The sequence below is a fragment of the Pseudomonas sp. Bc-h genome (genome assembly GCF_002080045.1).
Lineage (GTDB): Bacteria > Pseudomonadota > Gammaproteobacteria > Pseudomonadales > Pseudomonadaceae > Aquipseudomonas.
On sequence record NZ_MUIN01000002.1, the window covers coordinates 255,980 to 277,945 of the forward strand.

At 58.5% G+C, this 21,966-nt stretch carries 20 protein-coding genes; 9 read left to right on the forward strand and 11 right to left on the reverse strand.

Features of this window, described 5'->3' with window-relative positions; genetic code table 11:
- The first annotated feature begins 131 nt into the window (after window positions 1-131).
- The 6 genes from BWR59_RS03285 to BWR59_RS03310 all read left to right on the forward strand — a co-directional run bounded on the left by BWR59_RS03285 (window position 132) and on the right by BWR59_RS03310 (window position 6,793).
- Window positions 132-1,523: an aminotransferase gene (locus BWR59_RS03285; protein ID WP_081564206.1), complete on the forward strand. Its 1,392-nt coding sequence runs from the start codon at window positions 132-134 to the stop codon at window positions 1,521-1,523.
- Window positions 1,523-2,629, forward strand: coding sequence for an ABC transporter ATP-binding protein (locus tag BWR59_RS03290; RefSeq protein WP_081564207.1), 1,107 nt, complete (start codon window positions 1,523-1,525; stop codon window positions 2,627-2,629). The genes BWR59_RS03285 and BWR59_RS03290 overlap by 1 nt, the downstream gene beginning before the upstream one ends.
- 150 nt (window positions 2,630-2,779) lie before the next feature.
- Window positions 2,780-3,832: an ABC transporter substrate-binding protein gene (locus BWR59_RS03295; protein ID WP_081564208.1), complete on the forward strand. Its 1,053-nt coding sequence runs from the start codon at window positions 2,780-2,782 to the stop codon at window positions 3,830-3,832.
- Between the two features lie 71 nt (window positions 3,833-3,903).
- Entirely contained in the window at window positions 3,904-5,157 is a 1,254-nt protein-coding gene (locus tag BWR59_RS03300) for an ABC transporter permease (RefSeq protein ID WP_081564209.1), read from the forward strand.
- Window positions 5,158-5,170: 13 nt separating this feature from the next.
- On the forward strand, window positions 5,171-5,989 hold the full coding sequence (locus BWR59_RS03305; protein WP_081564210.1) for an ABC transporter permease: 819 nt from the start codon (window positions 5,171-5,173) through the stop codon (window positions 5,987-5,989).
- A 72-nt stretch (window positions 5,990-6,061) separates the two neighbouring features.
- Window positions 6,062-6,793, forward strand: coding sequence for an SDR family NAD(P)-dependent oxidoreductase (locus tag BWR59_RS03310; protein WP_081564211.1), 732 nt, complete (start codon window positions 6,062-6,064; stop codon window positions 6,791-6,793).
- Between the two features lie 29 nt (window positions 6,794-6,822).
- Here the strand turns inward: BWR59_RS03310 and BWR59_RS03315 are convergent, their stop codons facing one another.
- The 9 genes from BWR59_RS03315 to BWR59_RS03355 all read right to left on the reverse strand — a co-directional run bounded on the left by BWR59_RS03315 (window position 6,823) and on the right by BWR59_RS03355 (window position 17,304).
- On the reverse strand, window positions 6,823-8,028 hold the full coding sequence (locus tag BWR59_RS03315) for an MFS transporter (RefSeq protein ID WP_081564212.1): 1,206 nt from the start codon (window positions 8,026-8,028) through the stop codon (window positions 6,823-6,825).
- 203 nt (window positions 8,029-8,231) lie between these two features.
- Window positions 8,232-9,386 (reverse strand): outer membrane protein transport protein, encoded by a 1,155-nt coding sequence (locus BWR59_RS03320; protein ID WP_081564213.1) that lies wholly within the window; start codon window positions 9,384-9,386, stop codon window positions 8,232-8,234.
- 159 nt (window positions 9,387-9,545) lie between these two features.
- Window positions 9,546-10,481, reverse strand: coding sequence for an SMP-30/gluconolactonase/LRE family protein (locus BWR59_RS03325; RefSeq protein ID WP_081564214.1), 936 nt, complete (start codon window positions 10,479-10,481; stop codon window positions 9,546-9,548).
- 107 nt (window positions 10,482-10,588) lie between these two features.
- Window positions 10,589-11,773 carry an acetyl-CoA C-acyltransferase gene (locus tag BWR59_RS03330; protein WP_081564215.1) on the reverse strand — a complete coding sequence of 395 codons (1,185 nt, stop codon included), beginning with the start codon at window positions 11,771-11,773 and terminating at the stop codon, window positions 10,589-10,591.
- Entirely contained in the window at window positions 11,766-12,218 is a 453-nt protein-coding gene (locus BWR59_RS03335) for an acyl-CoA thioesterase (RefSeq protein ID WP_081564216.1), read from the reverse strand. Before BWR59_RS03335 ends, BWR59_RS03330 begins: the two co-directional genes overlap by 8 nt.
- The gene (locus BWR59_RS03340; RefSeq protein WP_081564217.1) at window positions 12,215-13,375 is read right to left on the reverse strand and encodes an FAD-dependent monooxygenase; all 1,161 of its coding nucleotides are present in this window, start codon (window positions 13,373-13,375) and stop codon (window positions 12,215-12,217) included. Before BWR59_RS03340 ends, BWR59_RS03335 begins: the two co-directional genes overlap by 4 nt.
- Window positions 13,375-14,220, reverse strand: a complete 846-nt coding sequence (locus tag BWR59_RS03345; RefSeq protein WP_081564218.1) for a VOC family protein — start codon at window positions 14,218-14,220, stop codon at window positions 13,375-13,377. Before BWR59_RS03345 ends, BWR59_RS03340 begins: the two co-directional genes overlap by 1 nt.
- A 92-nt stretch (window positions 14,221-14,312) precedes the next feature.
- Window positions 14,313-16,034, reverse strand: coding sequence for an AMP-binding protein (locus BWR59_RS03350; RefSeq protein ID WP_081564219.1), 1,722 nt, complete (start codon window positions 16,032-16,034; stop codon window positions 14,313-14,315).
- 19 nt (window positions 16,035-16,053) lie between these two features.
- Complete coding sequence (locus tag BWR59_RS03355) at window positions 16,054-17,304, reverse strand: alpha/beta hydrolase (protein ID WP_218191135.1); 1,251 nt, start codon at window positions 17,302-17,304, stop codon at window positions 16,054-16,056.
- 249 nt (window positions 17,305-17,553) lie between these two features.
- Here BWR59_RS03355 and BWR59_RS03360 point away from each other — a divergent pair, with 249 nt between their 5' ends.
- Window positions 17,554-18,291 carry a TetR/AcrR family transcriptional regulator gene (locus BWR59_RS03360; RefSeq protein WP_081564221.1) on the forward strand — a complete coding sequence of 246 codons (738 nt, stop codon included), beginning with the start codon at window positions 17,554-17,556 and terminating at the stop codon, window positions 18,289-18,291.
- Window positions 18,292-18,350: 59 nt separating this feature from the next.
- On the opposite strand, the gene BWR59_RS03365 is transcribed toward BWR59_RS03360, so the two are convergent.
- Together BWR59_RS03365 and BWR59_RS03370 are read right to left on the reverse strand one after the other, a co-directional pair.
- Window positions 18,351-18,845 (reverse strand): nuclear transport factor 2 family protein, encoded by a 495-nt coding sequence (locus tag BWR59_RS03365; RefSeq protein WP_081564222.1) that lies wholly within the window; start codon window positions 18,843-18,845, stop codon window positions 18,351-18,353.
- Window positions 18,846-18,904: 59 nt separating this feature from the next.
- Window positions 18,905-19,744 carry an SDR family oxidoreductase gene (locus BWR59_RS03370; RefSeq protein ID WP_230981947.1) on the reverse strand — a complete coding sequence of 280 codons (840 nt, stop codon included), beginning with the start codon at window positions 19,742-19,744 and terminating at the stop codon, window positions 18,905-18,907.
- Between the two features lie 113 nt (window positions 19,745-19,857).
- On the opposite strand from BWR59_RS03370, the gene BWR59_RS03375 reads away from it, so the two are divergent.
- Both BWR59_RS03375 and BWR59_RS03380 read left to right on the forward strand, forming a co-directional pair.
- Window positions 19,858-20,457 carry a TetR/AcrR family transcriptional regulator gene (locus BWR59_RS03375; RefSeq protein ID WP_081564223.1) on the forward strand — a complete coding sequence of 200 codons (600 nt, stop codon included), beginning with the start codon at window positions 19,858-19,860 and terminating at the stop codon, window positions 20,455-20,457.
- A gap of 52 nt (window positions 20,458-20,509) precedes the next feature.
- On the forward strand, window positions 20,510-21,949 hold the full coding sequence (locus BWR59_RS03380; RefSeq protein WP_230981948.1) for an MFS transporter: 1,440 nt from the start codon (window positions 20,510-20,512) through the stop codon (window positions 21,947-21,949).
- The last annotated feature ends 17 nt before the right edge of the window (window positions 21,950-21,966 follow it).

A 21,966-nucleotide genomic window follows, 5' to 3' on the forward strand; every position in this document is an offset into this window, starting at 1 on the left:
TATAAGTTATATTTTGTAGAATCAACCACCGAGGGACGTTTTTATTTTTTCGCGGCCAGGGCTTGCATGGCATCAGATTCGGTGCCAATCATATAAGTTATAAGTGATCAGCAACGCTCAACGAGGCTTTCATGATGCAGGAAACGACCCTTCCCCTAACCGAACTGGCCCGCACGGACGTGCGCTTCCATCTGCATTCGCAGACCAATCTGCGGGCGCATCAACAACACGGCCCGCTGGTGATCGAGCGAGGGTCAGGGATTTACGTGACTGACGAACACGGCCGCGATTACATCGAAGGGATGTCGGGGCTGTGGTGCGCAGGGCTTGGATTTTCCAATCCTCGGCTGGTGCAGGCGGCGCAACGCCAGATGGCCGTGCTGCCCTACTACCACACGTTCAACCACCGGGTGCCGAACGTGGTTGCACAATTGGCCGAACGCATCGCCAGCCTCGTACCGTTCGAACAACCGAAGATTTTCTTTGCCTGCTCAGGCTCGGAAGCCAACGATTCCATGATCAAGCTCGCCTGGGCGTACCATCGGGCTCGCGGCAATGGCAGCAAGCGCAAGGTCATTGCTCATCAGAAAGGCTTCCATGGTTCGACGGTGATGGGCGCCAGCCTGTCGGGGTTGCCGAACATGCACGCGGCCTTCGGCTTGCCGCTGGAAAACAGCGTCCTGCACGTGCAGTGCCCGCACTTCTACCGCTACGGCACTGAGGGCGAAAGCGAGGCGCAGTTCACCGAGCGCCTGTTGCGGGAACTGGAGCGACGCATCGAAACGGAAGGCGCCGACACCATCGCCGCGTTCATCTCGGAACCGGTGATGGGTGCCGGTGGCGTAATTGTCCCTCCTGCGGGCTACTTCGCAGGCGTTCAGGCGCTGCTGAAGAAGCACGACATTCTGTTCCTGGCCGATGAAATCATCTGCGGATTTGGCCGCACCGGTCGCTGGTTCGGTCATCAGACCCTGGGCTTTGCGCCGGACATGATGGCGTGCGCCAAGAGCCTGTCATCGGGTTATCAACCCATCTCGTGCGTGGTGGTCGCGGGGAATGTCTATCAGGCCATTGAAGAGCAGAGCCAGCAATTGGGTGGTTTCGGCCACGGCTTTACCTACTCGGGCCATCCGGTGGCGGCCGCAGTAGCGCTGGAAACCCTGACCATCTACCAGGAAATGCATTTGCCTGAGCGCACCGAGGAGCTGGGCCGCCTGCTGCATCAGCAGCTGGAACCGCTGCTGGCACACCCGCTAATCGGCGAGCTGCGCGGCATCGGCCTGGTGGCCGGGCTGGAACTGGTCGCGGACAAAACGACCCGTGCGTCCTTTCCAGCGCACATCGGCATCGGCGCCCAAGTCGAGCGGGCGGCCCGGGAACAAGGCATGATCGTACGCAACATGGGGGACTCCATCGCCCTCGCGCCGCCCTTCATCATTACCGCCGAAGAGATCGCCGAACTGGTCGCCCGCCTGACGCGCGCGCTGGATGTCGTCGCTCTGGCCAACGGGTTCTCACTGTGATGAACGCCAAGGCCGCTGTCCCTCAAACCACTCTGCCGTTGATCGAGTTCAAAGGCGTTCAGAAAAGCTATGACGGCAAGACGCTAGTCATCAAGGATCTGAATCTCGGCATCAGTCGGGGCGAATTCCTGACCCTGCTCGGCGCTTCGGGCTCCGGCAAAACCACAACGCTGATGATGCTCGCTGGTTTCGAAACTCCGACCCGGGGCGAGATTCTCATGGGTGGCACGCCGATCCAGAAAAAACCGGCTCATCAGCGAGGCATGGGCATGGTGTTCCAGAACTACGCGCTGTTCCCGCACATGAGTGTCGAGGAAAACCTCGCCTACCCCCTGAAAATGCGAGGCCTCAATCGCACGGATCTACAGGCCAAGGTCAAGCGCGCCATCGACATGGTGCAGCTGCATGGCATGCAGCAACGGCGCATCACCGAGCTTTCCGGTGGGCAGCAACAGCGCGTTGCTCTGGCGAGGGCGATGGTCTTCGAACCGGAAATCATTTTGATGGACGAGCCGTTGGGCGCACTGGACAAGAACCTGCGCGAACACATGCAGTACGAGATCAAGCAACTGCACAAATCCCTGGGCGTCACCATCGTCTATGTGACCCACGACCAGAGCGAGGCGCTGACGATGTCGGATCGGGTTGCCGTGTTTCATCAGGGTGACATCGCCCAGATCGGCTCGCCGACAGCGCTGTACGAGCAACCGGAAAACGCCTACGTCGCCAACTTCATCGGTGAGAACAACGTGCTGATCGGCGCCGCCCGGCATCGCGATGAGCAGACCTGTGAAGTGATTCTTGAAAACGGCCTGCAGGTCACAGGCTCCGCCAAAGCGCTCAAGGGCCTGCGACCTGAACGGGTCGAACTGGTCATCCGCCCGGAGAACATTCGCTTGGGTCCGGTGGCAAGCATGCCCAGGCAGGCCACGGTGACCGACAGCGTTTACCTCGGTGACCACCTGCGGGTGCATCTGAGTTTGAGCAATCAGCAGCCACTGATTGTGAAAGTGCCCAACAACGCCCTCTTCAAACAATTGCAACCCGGCCAGATGACCGGCTTTGACTGGAGTACCGACGACGCCCACCTATTCGAATTGAGCTGATCCACCGCTGCACCGATAACGATAAGTCTCGACAACAATAACGATCCGAGAGGCAACCATGCACACCATCCCTGAAACCGTTTAGTTCGTCACTGCCCGTTTGTGAACCTGGTCTTCCTTTTACATCCTCAAACAGCAGGAGGGACAAACATGTCCTCGATATTCCGTCGCACCGCACTGGTCTGTTCGATTTGCGCCACCACCTTACTCGCCAGCCACGCGGTACAGGCCCGAGACTTGACCGCCGTCGGCTTCGGTGGCGCCACTCAGGAAGCGTTCGATAAGGCCTACTTCAAACCTTACGCAGCACATAGCGGCAAACCCGTGGTGCAGGACACGTACGACGGCGGTATCGCCAAACAGAAAGCCATGGTCCAGGCCGGCAACCCCACTTGGGACGTGGTGCAAATGGACGAAAACGAAATGGCCCTGGCCTGCGAGCAAGGCCTGCTGGAACCCCTGGATCACAGCAAGCTGAGCAACGCCGCCGACATCCCCGCGGACAAGTTCGCACCGTGCGGCGTCGGCGCGATTGTCTGGTCGGAAGTCATGACCTACGACAACAAGAAATTCGCCAGCGACGGCCCAAAAACCTGGGCCGATTTCTGGAACGTCAAGAAATGGCCCGGCAAGCGTGGCCTGCGTAAGCAAGCGCGCATGACGCTGGAAATCGCCCTCATGGCCGACGGCGTCAAGCCTGCCGATGTCTACACGGTACTGGCGACCAAGGCGGGTCAGGATCGCGCCTTCGCCAAGCTGGATGAGATCAAGCCCTACATCCAATGGTGGGAAACCGGTGCTCAACCCCTTGAATGGCTGTCGTCCGGCAGTGTTGCGGTCACGGCCGCCTATAACGGTCGCATCGCCATCGCCAATCAGCAAGGCGGACACTTCCCCCTGATCTGGAACCAGCAGCTCTACAGCATGGATTACTGGACGATCATCAAGGGCACGCCAAACCTCGCAGACAGCTACGCCCTGCTCGACTACATGGTCAGCCCCAAAGCCCAGACCGCCTTCGCTCAAGCGATCCCCTACGGCATCGTCAACGCCAAAGCCCAGGCTGCACTGGACAAGCAGACGCTGAGCAATCTGCCCACAGCCCCCGCGAACCTGGAAAACGCCCTGTTGCTCGACACGCCGTTCTGGGTCAACTACGAGGAAGACCTGATGGCACGCTTCACCAATTGGGCGGCGAAGTAAGCCCGTCCTTTGCTTGAATGGCGGCTTCGTTCAACCGAAGCCGCTGCCTTCGAATTCCGAGGTCAGTCGATATGTCCGCCCCTGCGCTGGAATCACTTGCAAGCGCCCACCAGAAGTCGAGTCGACAAAGACGCCTCGTCTCGGTGTTGCTGCTGTTGCCCCTGTTGATCTACACCGCCGTCTTTTTCGTTCTCCCCATCGGCATGATGCTGTATCGCGCCATCAGCAATCCGGAGCTGGTGCAAGCCTTCCCCCGCGCCGTTCAGGCGCTGGAACAGCAAACGCGCAGCGATAGCTCCAACCTGCCGGGTGATGCCGTGTTCGAGGCCGTTGAACAGGACTTCATGCACGTCGAAAATCTGGGTGTCATCGGTGAAGCCGCGCGGCGCATGAACTACGAAAACAGCGGCTACCGTTTCCTCATCACCGCCACAGCTCGCCGCTACCAGTGGCCCGCCAATCAGCCACCGGTCAGCGGTGAATCACCCCACGCGCGTCTGACTGCCATCGACCCTCGCTGGTCAACGCCTGAGCTATGGGAAGCGTTTGAGCGCGCATCACCGGCCTATACCTCTTATTACCTGCTCACCGCCCTGGACCTTGAACGCACGACGCAAGGCATCCAGCGCGTCGCCCCAGATAAACGCGTGTATCTGGACCTCACGTTCAAAACCTTGAAGATCGCGTTTGTCGTGTCTGTGTTGTGCCTGTTGCTGGGGTTTCCGTTCGCCGTCCTGCTGGTCAAAGCCTCGCGACCGTTTCAGATGCTGCTGATCTTGGCGGTGATGCTGCCGTTCTGGACATCGCTGCTCGCACGGACCACCGCCTGGATCGTGGTGCTGCAAGAGAAAGGCATCGTCAACACCTTGCTGTTAAAACTTGGACTGATCGACCAACCGCTGCCAATGATTTTCGATGCCTTGGGGGTCTACATCGTCATGGTGCATATCCTGCTGCCCTTCACCGTGCTGCCGCTGTACAGCGTGATGAAAGGCATTCCGGCCCACTACATGCGCGCGTCGGGTTCCCTGGGTGCGCATCCGGTTCGGGGCTTCCTGCATGTCTATTTGCCGCTGACCCTCACCGGCGTCGGGTCCGGCACGTTGCTGACCTTTATCGTCGCGGCCGGCTACTACGTCACGCCTACGCTGGTGGGCAGTGCGCGGGAGCAGATGCTCGGCTATTTCATCGCCTTCTACACCAACACCACCGTCAACTGGGGCATGGCCTCGGCGCTGGGGCTGGTGCTGATCCTCTGCGTTATGGCGATCTATCTGGTCGCCGCGCGGCTTGTCGGCATTCGCCAGATCGCCGGCCTCAAGTAATCGGGAACCTGCCATGAACCATTTCACGCTGTGCTTCATTAGTCGCAATCTGCTGCGCCTGTTCGGGATCGTTATGATCGTCTTCATGATCCTCCCCTTGCTGGCCGTGGTGCCGATCTCGTTCAGCAGCGGCACTTTCCTCTCGTATCCGCTGCCAGGGCTGTCCCTTCGCTGGTATGACAAGGTCTTCAGTGCCGGCCCCTGGCTTCAAGCCTTGCGCAACAGCCTGCTGGTCGGATGCGCTTCGACACTGCTCGCCACCTTGCTAGGCACCCTGGCGGCACTGGCATTCGCAAGGCGCAACCTGCCAGGCGCGACCAACGTGTTGGCGCTGTTGATTTCGCCGATGATCATCCCGCCGGTGATCTCCGGACTAGGCATGTACTTTCTGTTCGGCCAACTCGGTCTGACGGGCACCCTGACCGGGATAATTCTGGCCCACACCGTATTGGCGACACCGTTTGTGCTAATCAACGTCGCCGCCAGCCTGCAAGGTCTGGACATGAGCCTGCTGAAGGCCGCAGCGATGTCGGGGGCATCGCCGCTGCGCGCGTTCATCAACGTCGCCCTGCCAATCATTGCACCCGGTGTCATCTCCGGGGCGCTGTTTGCCTTCATGACATCGTTCGACGAAATCGTCGTCGTGCTGTTCATCGGCGGCCCCGGCCAGCGCACGCTGCCACGGCAGATGTTCGATGGCATTCGTGACACCATCGATCCGTCGATTGTCGCAATGTCATCGTTCCTGCTGGTAGTGGGTCTGGCGGGGTTGCTGACAACGACCTGGCTCTCGTTGCGTTCCAGCAGAACCTTGAATCAACCGGCCGCCTGATTTTCAGCGCCACGTCCTCTTTCAGAGCTGCCGGCCTGATAATGGCCGGCGACACTTTCAGGAGCAGTATCCATGTACATCGTTACAGGCGGCACCCAAGGCATCGGCGCCGCAACCGTGGAAAAACTTGTGAGCCTCGGCCACCCGGTGGTGTTCACCGGACGTGATGAGGCAGCAGGCACCCGACTGGCCACCAGCCTTTCCAATTGCACGTTCGTTGCAGGCGACGTAAGGAATGAAGACGAGTGCCGCAACGTGGTGCAGACAGCGCTGCAACTGGGCAATGGCAAGCTGGCGGGGCTGGTGAATAACGCAGGCATGTCCGGTCGAAAAGTCTTTACCGAGACATCTCAGGAGGAATGGGACAAGCTATTCGCGGTCAATACGCGCTCGGTATTCTTCTACACCAAGCACGCACTGCCGGGGCTGATAGCGGGGCGTGGTGCTGTGGTAAACGTTTCCTCCATCGCAGGCAAGACCGGCGAACAAGGTCTGGCCGCCTACTGCGCGAGCAAAGCTGCCCTCCTCGGCCTGACCCAGGCCCTTGCCCTCGAATACGGCGGGCAGGTTCGTTTCAATGCGGTCTGCCCCGGCCAGATAGCCACCCGCATGATGGACAAAATCATCAATGATGAAGCCCGCCTGGCAGCCCTCACCGCAAGAATCCCCGAAGGACGCCTGGCCTCGGCGTCGGAAGTCGCGGATGCGATTTGCTGGTTACTCTCGCCGGGCGCCAGCTACATCAACGGCACAACGATCACGGTCGACGGCGGGGAAACCGCTGGGTTGCTCACACCCAAATAAAGAAATGGGGACATCATGGTGCTGGTGAGTCAATGACCCACCACCGCCATACCGCCGCTGCGCTGGCCGCCAGGAAAACCGTGTAGCCGGGCCCGAAACGCAATGGTCAGGCTGAGCAAAAGCAACACCAGCAGCACGCTTGGAAATACACCTGCGCCCCATTGCTCAAGCAATACGCCACCCAGCAATCCTCCTCCGGCAATAGCGCCGTTCCAGACCACCACATTCATGGACAGCGCTACGTCGGCCCCTTCGCCTGCGGTATCCGCGAGTGCGGTTTGCAGGAGCGTGGCCGCCCCGCCGAAGGTAAGACCCCAGATAAACACGCCCGCATAGATGGCCAGGGCAACGCTTGAGAACACGCCAAGGAATATCGACACTGCCGCGAAGGTCGCCAGACTGATCAGCACCATCGTTCGTAGATGACGGTCAACCAGCCGCCCTGTCAGCCAGATACCTGCCAGTGCCGCCACCCCAAAGACGAGCAGAACCAGATCGACCTGACGGGTCAAACCGGCTTTGGAAACAAAGGGTGAGACATAGGTGTAGAGTATGTTGTGGGCCAGCATCCACGTGAAAACGACCCCAAGTACAGAGCGTACGCCAGGGGTGAGAATCACCCGTCGTAACCCCGAGCGCTGCGAAGAGGATTGGCCAGCGTAGTCCGGCACTTTGATCAACACCCAGACGATCAATACCAAGGTCAAGACGGACATCGCGCCAAAGGCCATGCGCCAGCCCATGACCCCACCCAGCCACGTCCCGATTGGCACACCCAGCGACAACGCAATCGGCGTACCCACCATCGCGACCGCCAAGGCCCGACCCTGCAATTGCGGCACCACCATGCGCCGTGCATAGCCTGCTATCAGGCTCCAGGCGAGGCCCGCAGAAACCCCGGCAAAAAACCTCGCAACCAACGTGAGCCAATAATGGGAAGACAGCGCGGTGATCGAGTTGAATATAAAAAATCCGATGATGGTCACCAACAACACGGTTCTGCGGCGCCAGCTTTGCGTCACGATGGTCAGGGGAATCGCAGCCAGCAATGACCCTAATGCATACACCGTCACCATCTGCCCGGACAGAGACAAGGAGACTCCCAAACCTTCGCTCATTTCCGGCAGCAGGCCTGCTGGCAACGTCTCAGTCAAAATGCAGATGAATCCGGTCATGGCCAAGGCAAGTAATGCCCCGAGCGGTAACTCGGTACTTTTTCGTTCGGCTGCAGTCATGTATCACCCTTCCCTTCACTAATATACCTATCGGTATAAATATAATGATCAGCTACAGCTAGGTCAATGACATGAGTACCGATCAGTATCTATATGTTCCAGGGAGACCAGCATGCCGGGATGGGATTGCGCGCATCTTTGGTAATGGAGTGATAAAAAACACGGTCCGGCAGCGTGGTGCCGGACCGTGGCAGAGCCCGGCGTCAGAACTTGTAGCCAAAGCCGACTGCCAGCATATGCAGCTCGCCCCCCGCTTCCGTACCTTCGCTTGGGCCGGTGCCTTTGGTGATGTGGCGAAAGTCGTACATGTACGAACCGCTCACGTCGAGATTGTTGGAAACGGTGTATGTCAGTCCAGCGGTGACTGTTTTAGGTTGATTGCAGGGGCAGATAGCAATCAAGGTCGCCTCGTCATTAGGCACTTGATGGTTAGCCAGCGATACCCCGGTTCGCATCTGAAGGCGCTCATTGACCTTGTAGTTGACCCCGAAGCGGAAGACGTTTTGATTCTGCCAGCCGAAACCTGGGCCATTGCTGGAGCCAGGGGCACCGCCTTCGGCGAGCGAGTTGTTGAAGGTCTTCTGGCTGGCCCAGTTCAGCCACACATAATCGAAGGCGAACGTCCAGTCGCCCCAATCGTAGGCAAGGCCCGCCCCCGCCTGCTGCGGCGCATTCAAGCGACCATCGGGAATGATATCGTCGTGGGCATCAAGTTTCTGAAACCACACCGGGGACGAGTACGTCAGGCCCAATCTAAGATTGGGGGCGATGGTTCCCAGGTAACCGACGCCGAACCCGATACCTAACGCGTGGTCGGTGTCATTCGTGGCCCCGAAGTTTTCCAGCCCATGCAACATCAGGCTTTCATACCCCAGTTTCACCGAGACCCCCAGATAGTGCCCCGGCGCCACCTGATAGGTGACAGTTGGCGAAAGAATCAATTGAGCCAGTTCGGATTTGACCTTGGAGGTGCCAAATGCGGGAATCGGCTTGCCGTAGTCAACACCCGCGCCGTAACCCGCCGCTGTGATCCCGAATGTTACGTCGGGTGAATATTGATAGTTGGCGCCGAACCCCGGAAGCAGCAGAAAGATATCATCGTCGCTCTTGGCGCCATGCACGTTGGAACGCAACTGTCCCACGGTAGCCATGATGTTTCCATCGACCCGCGATCCGACAGCACCCATGCCGGCTGGGTTGTTCACAGCCGCCGTCGCTTCCACCGGGTTGGCGATGGATGCTCCCCCCATCCCCATGGCAGTGACACCATAACCGGCATATTGATCGCCGTTTGCCGCCTCTACCCTTGCCGATAACATGACGGTTCCCGCAAGGATAACTCCCAGCAAATTCTTCATGACCCTGATTCCTTTATATTTATTTTTGACAGGTCAATGTCCACGGCCTTGCGTCGGGCAAGCCGATCCCGCAACGTCCGCGTGACGCCGGCGCCGATAGACACGATCAATGCTTGTTAAAAACGGGGCAGTGCGCCTGCCCCGGTAAACGTCAAAGGATTACGGACGGCCTTCGCCACGCCCCACAGCCACACGGGTGGTAAAGATGGTGGTTTCAACGTCCAGCGCCACCATGGCCAGGAATATGTTCGGGTGATCGCCCTTGAGCTTGGTGCCCGTCATGTACAACGTCTTGCCATCTTCGCCGCCCAGTGCCACGGAGACCACTTCATGACCCGGAATGTGGACTCGATCGGTGATATTGCCTTGGGCATCGATACGCGCAAATTGGTGCGAGCGCAGGACGGCTAGCCAGATACCTCCTTCGGCATCGATGGCAATACCGTCCACGCATCCCAGTTGACCTGCACGGTCTTCATCGCTAGGGAAGGCTTTCTTCATGTCGAGAAATACGCGACGGTTCACCAGCTTGCCGTCGACGATGTCCACGATCGACAGTTGCTCGACGAAAGTCTCGGAAAAGATGATGTGCTTCTTGTCCGGGGTGATGACGATGCCATTCGGGAAGTGGCAGTCCTCAAGCCCAACATGGATGTCCTTGCCCCCGGGTTCGACGATCACGATACGACCCGGCTTCAGACCTTCGCCTTCAAAAACGCGGGCGCCAACGTCGTCAACGTAGATGCGGTCGTTTTCATCAATCACCATGTCGCCGATGTAGCCAGTGAACAGGCTTGACAGGTCGGCGTACACTTCGAGGTTTTCACCCAACGGCCTGCCCGGAAGGTAACGGTACAGTTTGGTCTCGTGCATTGAACTCAGAATCAGCGTGCCGTCTGACAGGAAGCCCATGCCGTTGGGCTTGTGCGGCATTTCAGCAATCACGGTCTTGTTGCCGCTGGCATCGACGGTGTAGACCTTTTTACCCAGCATGTCGGAGACGTACAGCTTGCCGCCCCTCCAGCGGGTTCCTTCACCGAAAATCAAGCCGTCGGTCAGCTTCTCTACCAGGTATTTTTGTTGTTGTGAGGACATGTCGCATACCACCTTTGTTGTTAGGGAGAGTTGGAATCACCGTTCAGGTGGACGGTGTTGTTCATGCACACAAAATCTTCTTCGTCGCCACCCACAGCTCAGACAAATCAGAGTATTTCAAACAGCCCTGCCGCCCCCATGCCGCCCCCTACGCACATGGACACCACGGCATACCGTGCTTTGCGCCGCCGCCCCTCTAGCAGCACATGCCCGACCTGACGTGCACCGGTCATGCCGTACGGATGCCCGATGGATATGGCGCCGCCATTGACGTTGCAACGTTCAGGGTCGATGCCTAGTTGCTGCTGGCAATACAGCGCCTGGCAGGCAAACGCCTCGTTGAGCTCCCATAGATCAATGTCCTGGACACTCAGCCCGTGTTGCCTAAGCAGTTTGGGGATGGCGAAGATTGGCCCAATGCCCATTTCTTCCGGCGCCAGGCCTGCCACGGCGATACCGCGGTAGATGCCTAATGGAGTAATGCCCTCCTGCGCCGCACGCCGACTGTCCATCAGCACGCAGGCGCTGGCGCCATCCGACAATTGACTGGCATTTCCCGCCGTGATGCTGCCGCCAGCGATCACCGGCGAGAGCAAAGCCAGACTGTCGAAAGTGGTATCGGGGCGGTTGCCTTCGTCGCTCTCCAGCAGCACTGATTCGTAACAGACGTCGCCGGTTGCCTTGTCGACTACACGCCGTTTGGCGCTGATCGGTACAATCTCATCGCTCAGCATTCCGTTTTTCTGGGCAAGAGCAGTACGCAATTGCGAACACAAGGCAAAAGCGTCCTGAGCTTCGCGGGAGATGCCGTAGGCGCGTGCAACGTGTTCAGCGGTCTGCAGCATCGGCATGTAAGCGTGAGGCACGGCCGTCTGGACATTGATGTCGGCTTCTTGGGCCACCCATTGAAAGTAGGCGTCCTGCACAGCGGAAATATTGTCCTGCCCCCCTGCTGCCACAACCTCCATGCCGTCATGCAGAATCTGCTTGGCCGCTGTCGCGATTGCCATCAGGCCTGAGGAACACTGACGATCAAGGGTCATGCCGCTCACAGTGATCGGCAATCCCGCTGCGAACACCGCATTGCGCGCGAGGTTCGACCCCGCCGTCCCCGCCGCCAGCACGGTGCCGATCACAACGTCATCGATTAGCGCAGGATCAATGCCCGCACGCACCACGGCATGCCGCAGCGCGTGGGCCATCAAGGTCGGAGACTTGATGTTATTGAGCGAACCGCGTATGGCCTTGCCGATGGGCGTGCGTGCGGTTGAAACTATCAGGGCTTCACGCATGACTGCCTCCCGCGGCTCGCTGATGCTCACGAAGCGCTGTTTGCAGGGCGTCAGGCAGCGGCAAACTGGTTATCTGCGGTGTGACACAGATCGGTGAGAACACCCCTTCAAACGCCACGGTACCGTTTGGCAAAAACGCCGTAGCATGCAAGTCGAAAGTACGCTCGCGGATGTCGCCTACCTGGATGCGAATGTCCACAACCGAGCGCGGGGGTAGAGCCTTGTGAAAGGTCAACGACATGTGCTTGCAAGCAAGTCCGCCATTGCCGCTCTTAGCTTCCGGCCCCCAACCAATGTGGTTGTAGAAGTGCATGACAGCGCCGATAAGAAACTCTGTGAAGCGACCGGTGTACGCAATACCGGCAGGGTCACAATCGATCCAACGCACCGTACGGCGGACAGTGAAAAGACGTTGGTCGATGACATACTCGATACCGCCGCTCATGCTGCACCTCCCGCACGTCCCAGCCGAGCCATCAATTCGGGGTATTGAACCCGCAGGCGTTCGTCGTCAACGCGACCGGTACGTGTCATGAATTGGTAGACAAATTCTTCGGGCGAGTAATTGTCCATCCACTGGCCCATCCGCTCATACCAGAGGTAGGATCGCTCAGACGCGCCGATCAGCTTTTGCTTGCTTGGACGGTGCGTGTTTTCGTAGGCCTCCAGACCGGCCAGTGCGTCGTCTTTGTGGACCAGCAATGCATTAGCTAGGGCAATGGCGTCATTCATCGCGATACGCGTGCCAGACCCGATGGAGAAATGCGCACTCGCTAGGGCATCACCCACCAGCACATGGCGACCGGACGTCCATTGGGCATTGCGGATCACCGGGAATTGACGCCAGACCACGCGCACGTTGCCGCTTAACAATGGCGCACCTTCGAGTTCCGGTGCGAAAATCCTCTCCATTAACGCTTGGCGTTCTTCCTCGGACAGCGCGCCCAGATTCAAGCGCTCCCACGTCGCGTCATCGCACTCGGCGACGAAGGTGCTCATGTCATCGCTGTAGGCGTAATAGTGGGCGACGAAATGCCCGCCCTCGTACTTGCGAAAGACCAGTGCTGAGGCGTCGAAGACTTTCGGCGTGCCATACCAGGCAAAATGATTGCCCAAGATGTTCGTCGTGGTGCCGAAAGCTTGTTCAAATTCCCGGCGAATGACCGAGTTGATGCCGTCGGCCCCTACGACCACGTCCGCGTCCTGCAAACCGAAGCGCGCCAGATCGGCAGTATTTTCAATTCGCTCGCGGTAATGAATGACTACACCCGCTTTCTCGGCATGCCGCTCAAGGATCTGTAGCAGGGTCAAACGCGGGATCGCACCGCCCTTGACCGGCAGACGGAAATGGATCGCGGTTTCATCCTGTACGATGATTTGATGCTGGTGCTGACGGGTAGCCTCGGACAGCGCGTCGTACGACGAGGCATCGGCCTCACGTAACTGCTGCAGCCCGGTGTCTGCCATGACCACACCGAAACCGAATGTGGCGTCCGCAGCATTTTGCTCGATGATTTCAACGGTCCACTCAGGTTCGCTGCGCTTGAGCAGTAGTGCAAGGTAAAGACCGGACGGACCGCCGCCGACGATGGCCACCTTCATTATCGCGCTCCCCGGCTGATCTGCAGCCGATAGCGGTCGAACTCGGTAACCTGGCCCACGAAACCGCCGGTCAGTGCTGCATTCCACAGCGCCGGGACGAAACCCAGTTTTTTGCGTTCAAACACGAGAGCGTCTTGGGCGGTGATTTTCCAGTAACCATTGCTCAGTTGTTCGAGGCCGTAGTCCGGGTTCTCTCGGGCGGCGTCCACCAGCGGCTGGAATTCCGGAGCATCGAGCACGAACAGCGCAATCTCGTCGGTGTTGTCTGGTGCAATATCAGCGGCCTTGTTCAACCACACCTGATCGATGCCCACGAACGGCGCTGTACCGGCAAGGTGGGCGTCTTCATGGGCCATGGCCGCTTCCAGCGTGCGAGTCGCGTCCTCACCATCAAGGGCGTTCATCGGACGCTCCTGAATGGTGATTTCCATGTAGTAGCCATTCGGGTCGTTGAAGTAGATGGACTCGATTAACTCGTGGCGAATCTGGAAGATCAACGGAATCTGCTGCGCCTCCAGACGGTCACGCCATTCCAGCAACTCTTCGCGGGTATCGACACGCCAGGCGGTGTGCGTCGCTTCGTAGCGGTAGTCCGCCACCGGAAGGGTGAAGTCCGGCTGCTCGGTGTTGATGTAGTAGAAGAACGCGATGGTGCTGTGGTTGCCGCTATCGAAAAAGAAGTGCAGGAAATCGGGATGATTGGAGGGCCCCCAAGCACGTGCCGAGATGGCATGCACCAGTGGCAGGCCGAGTTTGTCCCGATAGAACTCCACGGTTTCACGCAGCTTCCAGGTGGGCCTGGCGCTGTGGTGAACGCCTTTGAGAACGGGCTGTTTTACAGTCATGGGAACGACTCCTTTGAACGGCATCGGGTGACGCCTGTTGCCAGGGGGCTGGCGCGCAGCCCCTTTAATCAAATGAACTCAACAGGCCGGACTTAGCCCACGAGCTGGGCGCGCTCAAGCTCGACACTCTTTCTCACGATATCGCGCAGGCCTTCTTTGCTCAGTTTTCCAGACGCGGTCAGCGGAAACGAAGCCAACACCTCCACGCGCTCGGGCCACTTGAACTTGGCCATCCCGTAGTCCTGGAGGAATTCGCCCAGCTCAGTCACAGTGGGTGCAGCAAAGCCTTCGCGCAGCACCAGCGTCACGCACAGACGCTCGTCGAAGACGGGGTCCGGATAACCAACAGCGGCCACCGCGGCGACGGCCGGATGGCCAGAGACCGCCATTTCCACTTCTTCGCAATTGATCTTTTCGCCACCGCGGCTGACCAGATCCTTCAAGCGACCGCAGAACACGTAATAGGTCTTGCCGTCGATGAGCTTGGTGTACATCAGGTCGCCGGAGCGGTAGTAGCCGTCGCTGGTGAAGGTTTCGCGATTACGCTCTTCGGCGTTGTAGTAGCCGTGAATGGTGTACGGCCCCCTGAACACCGGCTCGCCGATTTCACCGGGCTTGGCATCTTGCTCAGTGCCCGGCACCACGATGCGGATCTCGTCGAACTCGGAGACAGGACGACCGTTGGTGGTATCGTGGGCTTCGGCCGGATCATCGCGGTGAGTGAGGGCGATCACGCCTTCGGTAATGCCGAAGATGTTATGAGTGCGTACGCCTAGCAGTTTCTGCAGCTTGGCGGCGCTGTTGGCAACGATCACGCCGCGGGACTTGGAAAGGTCAACACGGCCTTCCTGAATCGCCGATTCCAGCCTCGCGATGATCGGGCCACCCAGCATAAGCCAGGTCGGCTTGGTGGTGGCGATCAACGAGATCAATGTTTCAGGTTGCAGGTCTGGGGTGACCGTCACAGTGCCGCCGGTCATCAGGAATGGGCCGAAGCAGCAACCCATGTTCAGGTTGTGCACCATCGGTTGCGGCATGAACAAGGTGTCGTCCGGTCGGAAGCCCAGCCACTTGCCAACGGCGCGCATGTTGTAAAGGTATTCGTTATGAAAGCGCGGAATGATCTTCGGTACGCCGGTGGTGCCGCCCGACAATTGAAAGACCGCTACTTGGAACGGGTCCAGATGCACCCGGCCAACCAATGCCTCTGCTTCAGCCAGGTCGTTGCCTGCGATCAGGGCATCCTGGAAGAGCACACCCTCCTGAGGCTCGCCACGCACTTGCATGATGAGTTTCAGCGACGGCGTTGCTTCCTGCATTTTGCGCGCAAAGGCCACGCTGTCGAACTTCTCGACCTCATCACCCTGCACGATGTGCAGCTTGGCCTCGCCATGATTGGCCAGGTAGCCGATTTCACGCTCGCGGTGGGCGGCCATCGTGCAGATCGGAATCAGTCCGGCTTTCAAGCAAGCGAAGAACGAAATGACCAGTTGCTCGCTGTCACGCAGTTGATAGATGACACGGTCCAACGGCTTGAGCCCCTGTTTGATGAACGCGCCGGCCAACCGAGTGGACAACGCATCCAGCTCGCGGTAAGTAATGCGTAAGTTCGGACCCAACAACGCGATGTTGTCCGGGTGATGCCGGACCACTTCTTTGAGCCCGTCGACGAGGGTTTCGTGACGCAGTGCGCCACCTGCAACGTAGCGGTCGAGATCGGCCTGTGGCGGGTAGACAACACCCGGAATCGGCTGAGTGACCCGGTTTAGTCGTGGTGTGTGTTCAGCAGCGGTTTCATTTTTTGTAATTGTCATGACTAACGCCTTTGTCTTGTCAGAAATTTTCTTGAAGCCAACGTCTCAGGTGCTCACCCGCGAGGACCTGGCCGGACGTCTCACCCGCCTCCAGAGCCTGACCGTGGTGGTTACCACGTACGCGGTGCCGTTCTTTGTGCGAGGCCGGTATCGCCTCATAAATTGCGTCGACATCCTGCGGAAATACCGCGTTGTCGCCGCTGTACTCGATCAGCAGCGTGGGCTGCTCGATGAACTGCGCGCATTTGGCCAGAGATGCGTTCGATGACAGGCCCGACCAAGTCGACAGCCACGATTCCGGCGTAACGATGCGGCCGAATCCCACGCTGCCCAAATTGGAAACAAAAGGATCGGCACCCCATAGCGAACCGACGAAACGGTCGGACGGATCGAGCGAGGTGTCCCAACTGCGCAGATCAGCATCGGTTCGCCAGACTTGGAAGATCGCCCCGTGAGCCGCCAGCGCCCTGTCGACATTCGCGCCACTGTTTTTCAGGCGATGACGTGCTGCCTGACGACGCTCCACCAACGACCGCGCGTGAGCATCGATCCGGGCGACCCGCTGACGTTGCCCCGCCCTGTAGCGTTCGATGAATTCTGCGCTGTAACGGGCCGAATCCGGGGGCATGCGGAACCCATTCGCTTCGCTGAACGGATCCAGGGTCGGATCAGTGGAAAACGGGTCGAGCTCGTCAGTCACCGACGGATCCAGTGCATTCATCAGCAAAACGCCCTGCCCGGGATGCGGCGACACCAGCGCGATACCGTCAGCCACGGGGAACTGCGCGGTGTCGAAGTTCGTAGCACGGCCAGCTGGGGTTTTATCCACTCGGTTTTCCGCTGCAAGCACCGATTGCTGGTTGTAGTAGGCGAACAGACCCGCGCCACCCGAGTTACCAAGCAGCACGATGTTATCGAACCCGGCCGACCGCAGATGACGCATCCCCGCTGCGACGTCGTAGAGAGCGAATTCGTGCTCCAGACGTAGGTCATTGCCGATGGAACGGGCGCCTTGCACCCAGCATGCCCACCCCGCGTCTAGCGCATCCGGCACCAGATAGTGGGTCACCACTAACTCCCGGGGGTGCATGATGAACAGGACCTTGCGTTCGCCACCTCGGGCGAATAGCACACCCAACGCACCTTGCCCGTCTTGCGTGCTGAGAGGGACTGGGGTCGAGCTGAACGGTGCAGTCATTCGATCCGCCTGCCAGGACGCGCCGCGCAACCCCGCCGTCACCGCCACTCTCTTGTTATTGGGATCAGCCACTTTGGGCCCTCCTGCCAAGCCCCGAAGGGCCGTTGAAATCGCCTTTTTGAGACAGGCTCAATTAAGCCTTGAGCAGAAGATAGATCACTATCTGAGAGGGTGTCAATTAGAGCTTTGAAAAATAGTTTCCGAGGTTTCCCCACCTGATACTGAAACCCTGCTGCTGCCTTGAATCCACTGAGGGCTTTAGCAAATGTCACGAGCAGTGATAATCTGAGGCCGTATCAATTAATGTCAGAGAACTGTCGGATGTCAGAGAAAACCAAAGCCACTGAGACCCCCGGCGCCGCGCCCGTCAAAAAGGTCGGTCGTCGCCCCAAGAGCGGTCAGGATGTTTCGCGGGACGCAATGATTGAATGCGCTGTCAGAATCGCACGCAGCGAGTCGTTGAACGAAGTCAGCATGGTCCGTATCGGTAAGGAGATCGGGGTGGCTGCGGGCATGGTTCACTACCATCTGGGTAGCCGCGACGATCTGATCAGCGCGGTAATCAATGCAGCATTCAAGGAGCGTCTGGAACGGCTTCCCACACCCACCGGCGCCTGGCGTCACGATCTGGAACAGTTCGCACTGTCGTCGCTTGATACCATGGGACGTTGGCCGGGATTGGCGACGTACATTCTGACTGAAAACAAATTCCGACTGTTTCAGCGGGTACAGCCCGGCGAGACCGATTACGGCCTGGCCTACTTCGATCACATGGGGCGAATTCTCATGAGTATGGGAGTGCCCGGTGTGATGGGGGCGATGATCTATCACCTGTTGCTGTTGTTCGTGACAGTGATCGCGGCGGAGAAAGAGAACCGCCAGTCACCCCAAACCCATGGCGACTTCATCAGTGGCTACCTCGCCCGCTTCGCAGACGACAGCTACCCAGGTGCGGCTTTTCTCGCGGCGCCGTTTGCAGCTCTAAGCAGCCCTGACACTTATGAAACAGGCGTCGCAATACTGCTCGATGGCTTCGAAGAATGGATCGGGCGTGACTGAAGCTGCCCCCTTCATCAATGAGATTTCAGGGGGCAGGCGGGGGATATTAAAGCGGACAATCAACTTTGTTCGGTAGGCAATTCTTCCTGTCCAAAACGCTCGCTACCCGCAACCGGCAACCAGTTTTTCAGAGGTGTCAGGTAGTGAAGCTCGAAATACCTCGACTTGAATGCCCACTTCCCTGATCTGCGTTCGAAGCTGTCGTGATACAGCCCACTGACTTGCACAGGGCCCAGTTCGATGTCATGAAACACGCAGTCTGCGGCGACCGTTCCCGTCGCGCTGTCGCCTTCAATCTGGATCAGGGGGTTAGCCATCCAGTGATGCATGTGGGGCATTTTCCGCCAGCTGTTTTCAGCCATCTGCAAAATTTCATCACGGCTCGAGGCGCTCCCGAAGCCTGGCAAATCAAGGCTCGAGTCTGCGTGCCAAATGCCCTGCAAAAGCACCCTGTCCAATCGGTCAAAAGCATTTGCATAAGAGGCAATGAGGGCGTCGATAGCCGCGCGGCTTTCCAGCGCGTCCAGCCTGGCTATCAATTGTTCAATATTCATGACGTTGTCCTGCTGGGAGCAGCCCCACTGCGAGAGGCTGCTCAAGGTTTGGTAGATTTTTAGATTTGCGACAGACCGCCGTCGACCATCAACTCGACACCGTTGACATACCGCGCATCGTCGGACGCCAGGAACAGTGCGGACGAGGCGATTTCCTCCGGTTCAGCCATGTAACCAAGCGGTGTAATCTGCTCAACATATTTGCGGAGCTCTGCGATCTCGCTTTCGCTCATCCCCAGGCCGTTATCCTGGATCGGGGTGCGGGTGAAACCGGGGCTGACCACATTCGTGCGGATCTTGCGGCCTTTAAGCTCGTTGGCCCAAGTACGCGCGAAGGACCGAACGGCGGCTTTGGATGCGTTGTACAGGCTCAATCCTTCCAGACCATTGCTGGAGCAAATCGAGGCGGTCAAAACAATCGCGGAGCCGTTCTTCATCAACGGCAACAGTGTTTGCACAGTGAAGAAGACACCCTTCACGTTGATGTCGAACATCGTGTAGTAAGCGGCCTCACTGGTCTCGCCAACCGGATTTTTTTCGCAGATGCCCGCATTGGCAAACACTGCGTCCACCTGATCGCCGTTCGCCTTAATCACCGACTTGAGTTCATCGAGGTCAGTCTGACGGGAAACGTCGGAAATTACCGCCACTGCCCTCTCACCCAGTTTGGCCACAGCAGCTTCCAGCGTGCCTGCCGAACGGCCGGTGATGTAAACGCGTTTGGCACCTTGCTCGATCAGCCCCTGTGCGATGGCAAACCCGATGCCGGTGGATGCGCCTGTGACGACTGCAATTTGATCAGTGAATTTTCCTGGCATGTCTGACTCCTCAGTGTTGGTTGGGTGGATCAACTGGAACCACAGTGAGCCATTGTGGGAGTCATTCAGCGTGCTGGGCACTGCCACAAATGCACGCGGGCCGTACATTTTTGTGAGGCGTAAACCCGCAAAAATTCTTTTAGATTGGAACCGATCGGTTCTTGGCCTGAACCGACATTCAGGAGCTCTGATCGATGACTCATGTACCCGGACCTGGGCGTCCACGACAGTTCGAACTGGAGGATGCCGCCCGCAATGCGATGAACGTGTTCTGGGATCGCGGCTACGAAGGTGCGTCGTTGCCCGACCTGATCGAAGGCACCGGGTTGTCCCGCGGAAGTTTGTACAAAGCCTTTGGCGATAAAAAGGGCCTGCTCCTGGCAGCCCTTGATATCTACTGCGCATACGCATTGAAAGTGACGGCAGACATCCTTTCCCAGCCGGGTACCGCCAGGCAGGCGATCCACGAATCCATGCTACGCCACGCCCGCGCTTCTTCTGGTGAGGAAGGACGACGAGGATGCATGCTGGTTGCGGTGGCTAATGAACTGGTCGCGCAAGAGCCTGAGGTGGGTCAACGGATCGCCCGTATGCTCCACCGCACTCAGCAGCTATACGCCAGCGCGATCATTCGTGGACAGGTAGCCGGTGAATTCGGAGAAGGCGATGAACAGGAAATGGCGCATTTCCTGGTCTGTCAGATCGAAGGCATGCGAGTACTCGGAAAGACCGGGGCACGCGAGGCGCAAATGACCGCGTTGGTCGAACGCAGCATGCATCTGCTCAACAGCTAATCAATCCATCAACCTATCTGGAACCAAACGGTTTCTTAAAGGAACCCTTCGTATGTCTTTCACAATGACTCAAAACGCAGATATCACACATGATCCCAAGCGATGGTTCATGTTCGTCATCCTGCTGGTCGGCGCGTTTCTACCGCCTCTTGATTTCTTCATCGTCAACGTTGCGCTGCCTTCCATTCAGAATGATTTGGGAACAGGCTCTTCCGCAGAACAACTGGTAATTTCTTCATATGCGACGCTCTACGCCGTCACATTGATCACTGGTGGACGCCTGGGTGATCTTTACGGGCGCGGGCGCATGTTTTTTCTGGGGTTGGTCGGGTTCGCGGCGGCATCGCTGCTCTGCGGACTCGCGACGTCACCTTGGATGCTAATTGCCGGCCGGGCTCTGCAAGGTATAACCGCAGCGGTGATGGCGCCTCAGGCACTCGCCTCAGTACAGGCGATCTTCCCTGAATCTGAAAAGCCGCTGGCGCTGAGCATCTATGGCGCCGTGTTCGGGCTGGCATCGGTAATCGGTCAGGCGCTGGGCGGCATTCTGATTTCCCTCAACGTCATGGGTATGGGGTGGCGGGCGATCTTTCTGGTTAACTTGCCCATCGCATTGTTAGTCGTGGTGTTCGGGATTCCCGTATTCAAGGAAACCCGCGCGGCGCATGCTAGTAAGCTGGACCTGTGCGGCACGGGCTTGTCGATCCTGACACTAGGTGCTCTGATCGTCCCCTTGATCGAAGGCCGCGAGGCCGGCTGGCCGCTGTGGGCCTGGCTAGCGCTAGCTGTGGCACCCGTTCTGGCGTGGCTGTTTTGGCAATACGAAATCCGTTTGCATCGCGCAGGTGGCACACCACTCCTAAATCCCGCCGCGTTGAAGGCGCCTGGCCTCGGCCGAGCACTGATGGTCGCTCTGTGCTTTTACGCGATCGGCGTCTTCTTCCTGCTGTTTTCGATTTACTTGCAAGGCGCTCTACACACAACCCCACTCCACGCGGGCTTGATCTTTCTGCCTTTCGGCGCGGGCTTTCTGTTGGGGCCGCTGTCGACCGGACAGTTCAAACGCCTCTTCGGCGCTTTCGTCAACCCTGTGGGTATGGCCTTGGAAGTCATCGGTTTCTTGGCGCTGGCCTGGCTTGTGAAGGCGACGCCCACTGACGTCGCTCCGTCCGCCTCGCTATTGGCTATCATTCTGTTTTTGATCGGATTCGGACAAGGCTTGGCCCTGCCGACGCTGATGCGGATGGTCACGGGAAGAGTAGCACCAGCCTACTCGGGCATGATCGCAGGGATCACCAGCGCGTCATTGCAGATCAGCACATCGCTGAGTGTCGCTGTGATTGGCGGAGTCTTCTACACGCTCGTGGGCACACAGAGCGACGCGTTAGTGATTACGCATGCTTTCAGCGTTTCCGTGCTCTGCATCGCCGCCTTCCTGGCAGTGGGCGCAGCGCTGAGCTTCAGTCTGTTGCGCCAGCCTGCCACCCCCTGAATCCCTTCAATGATCTG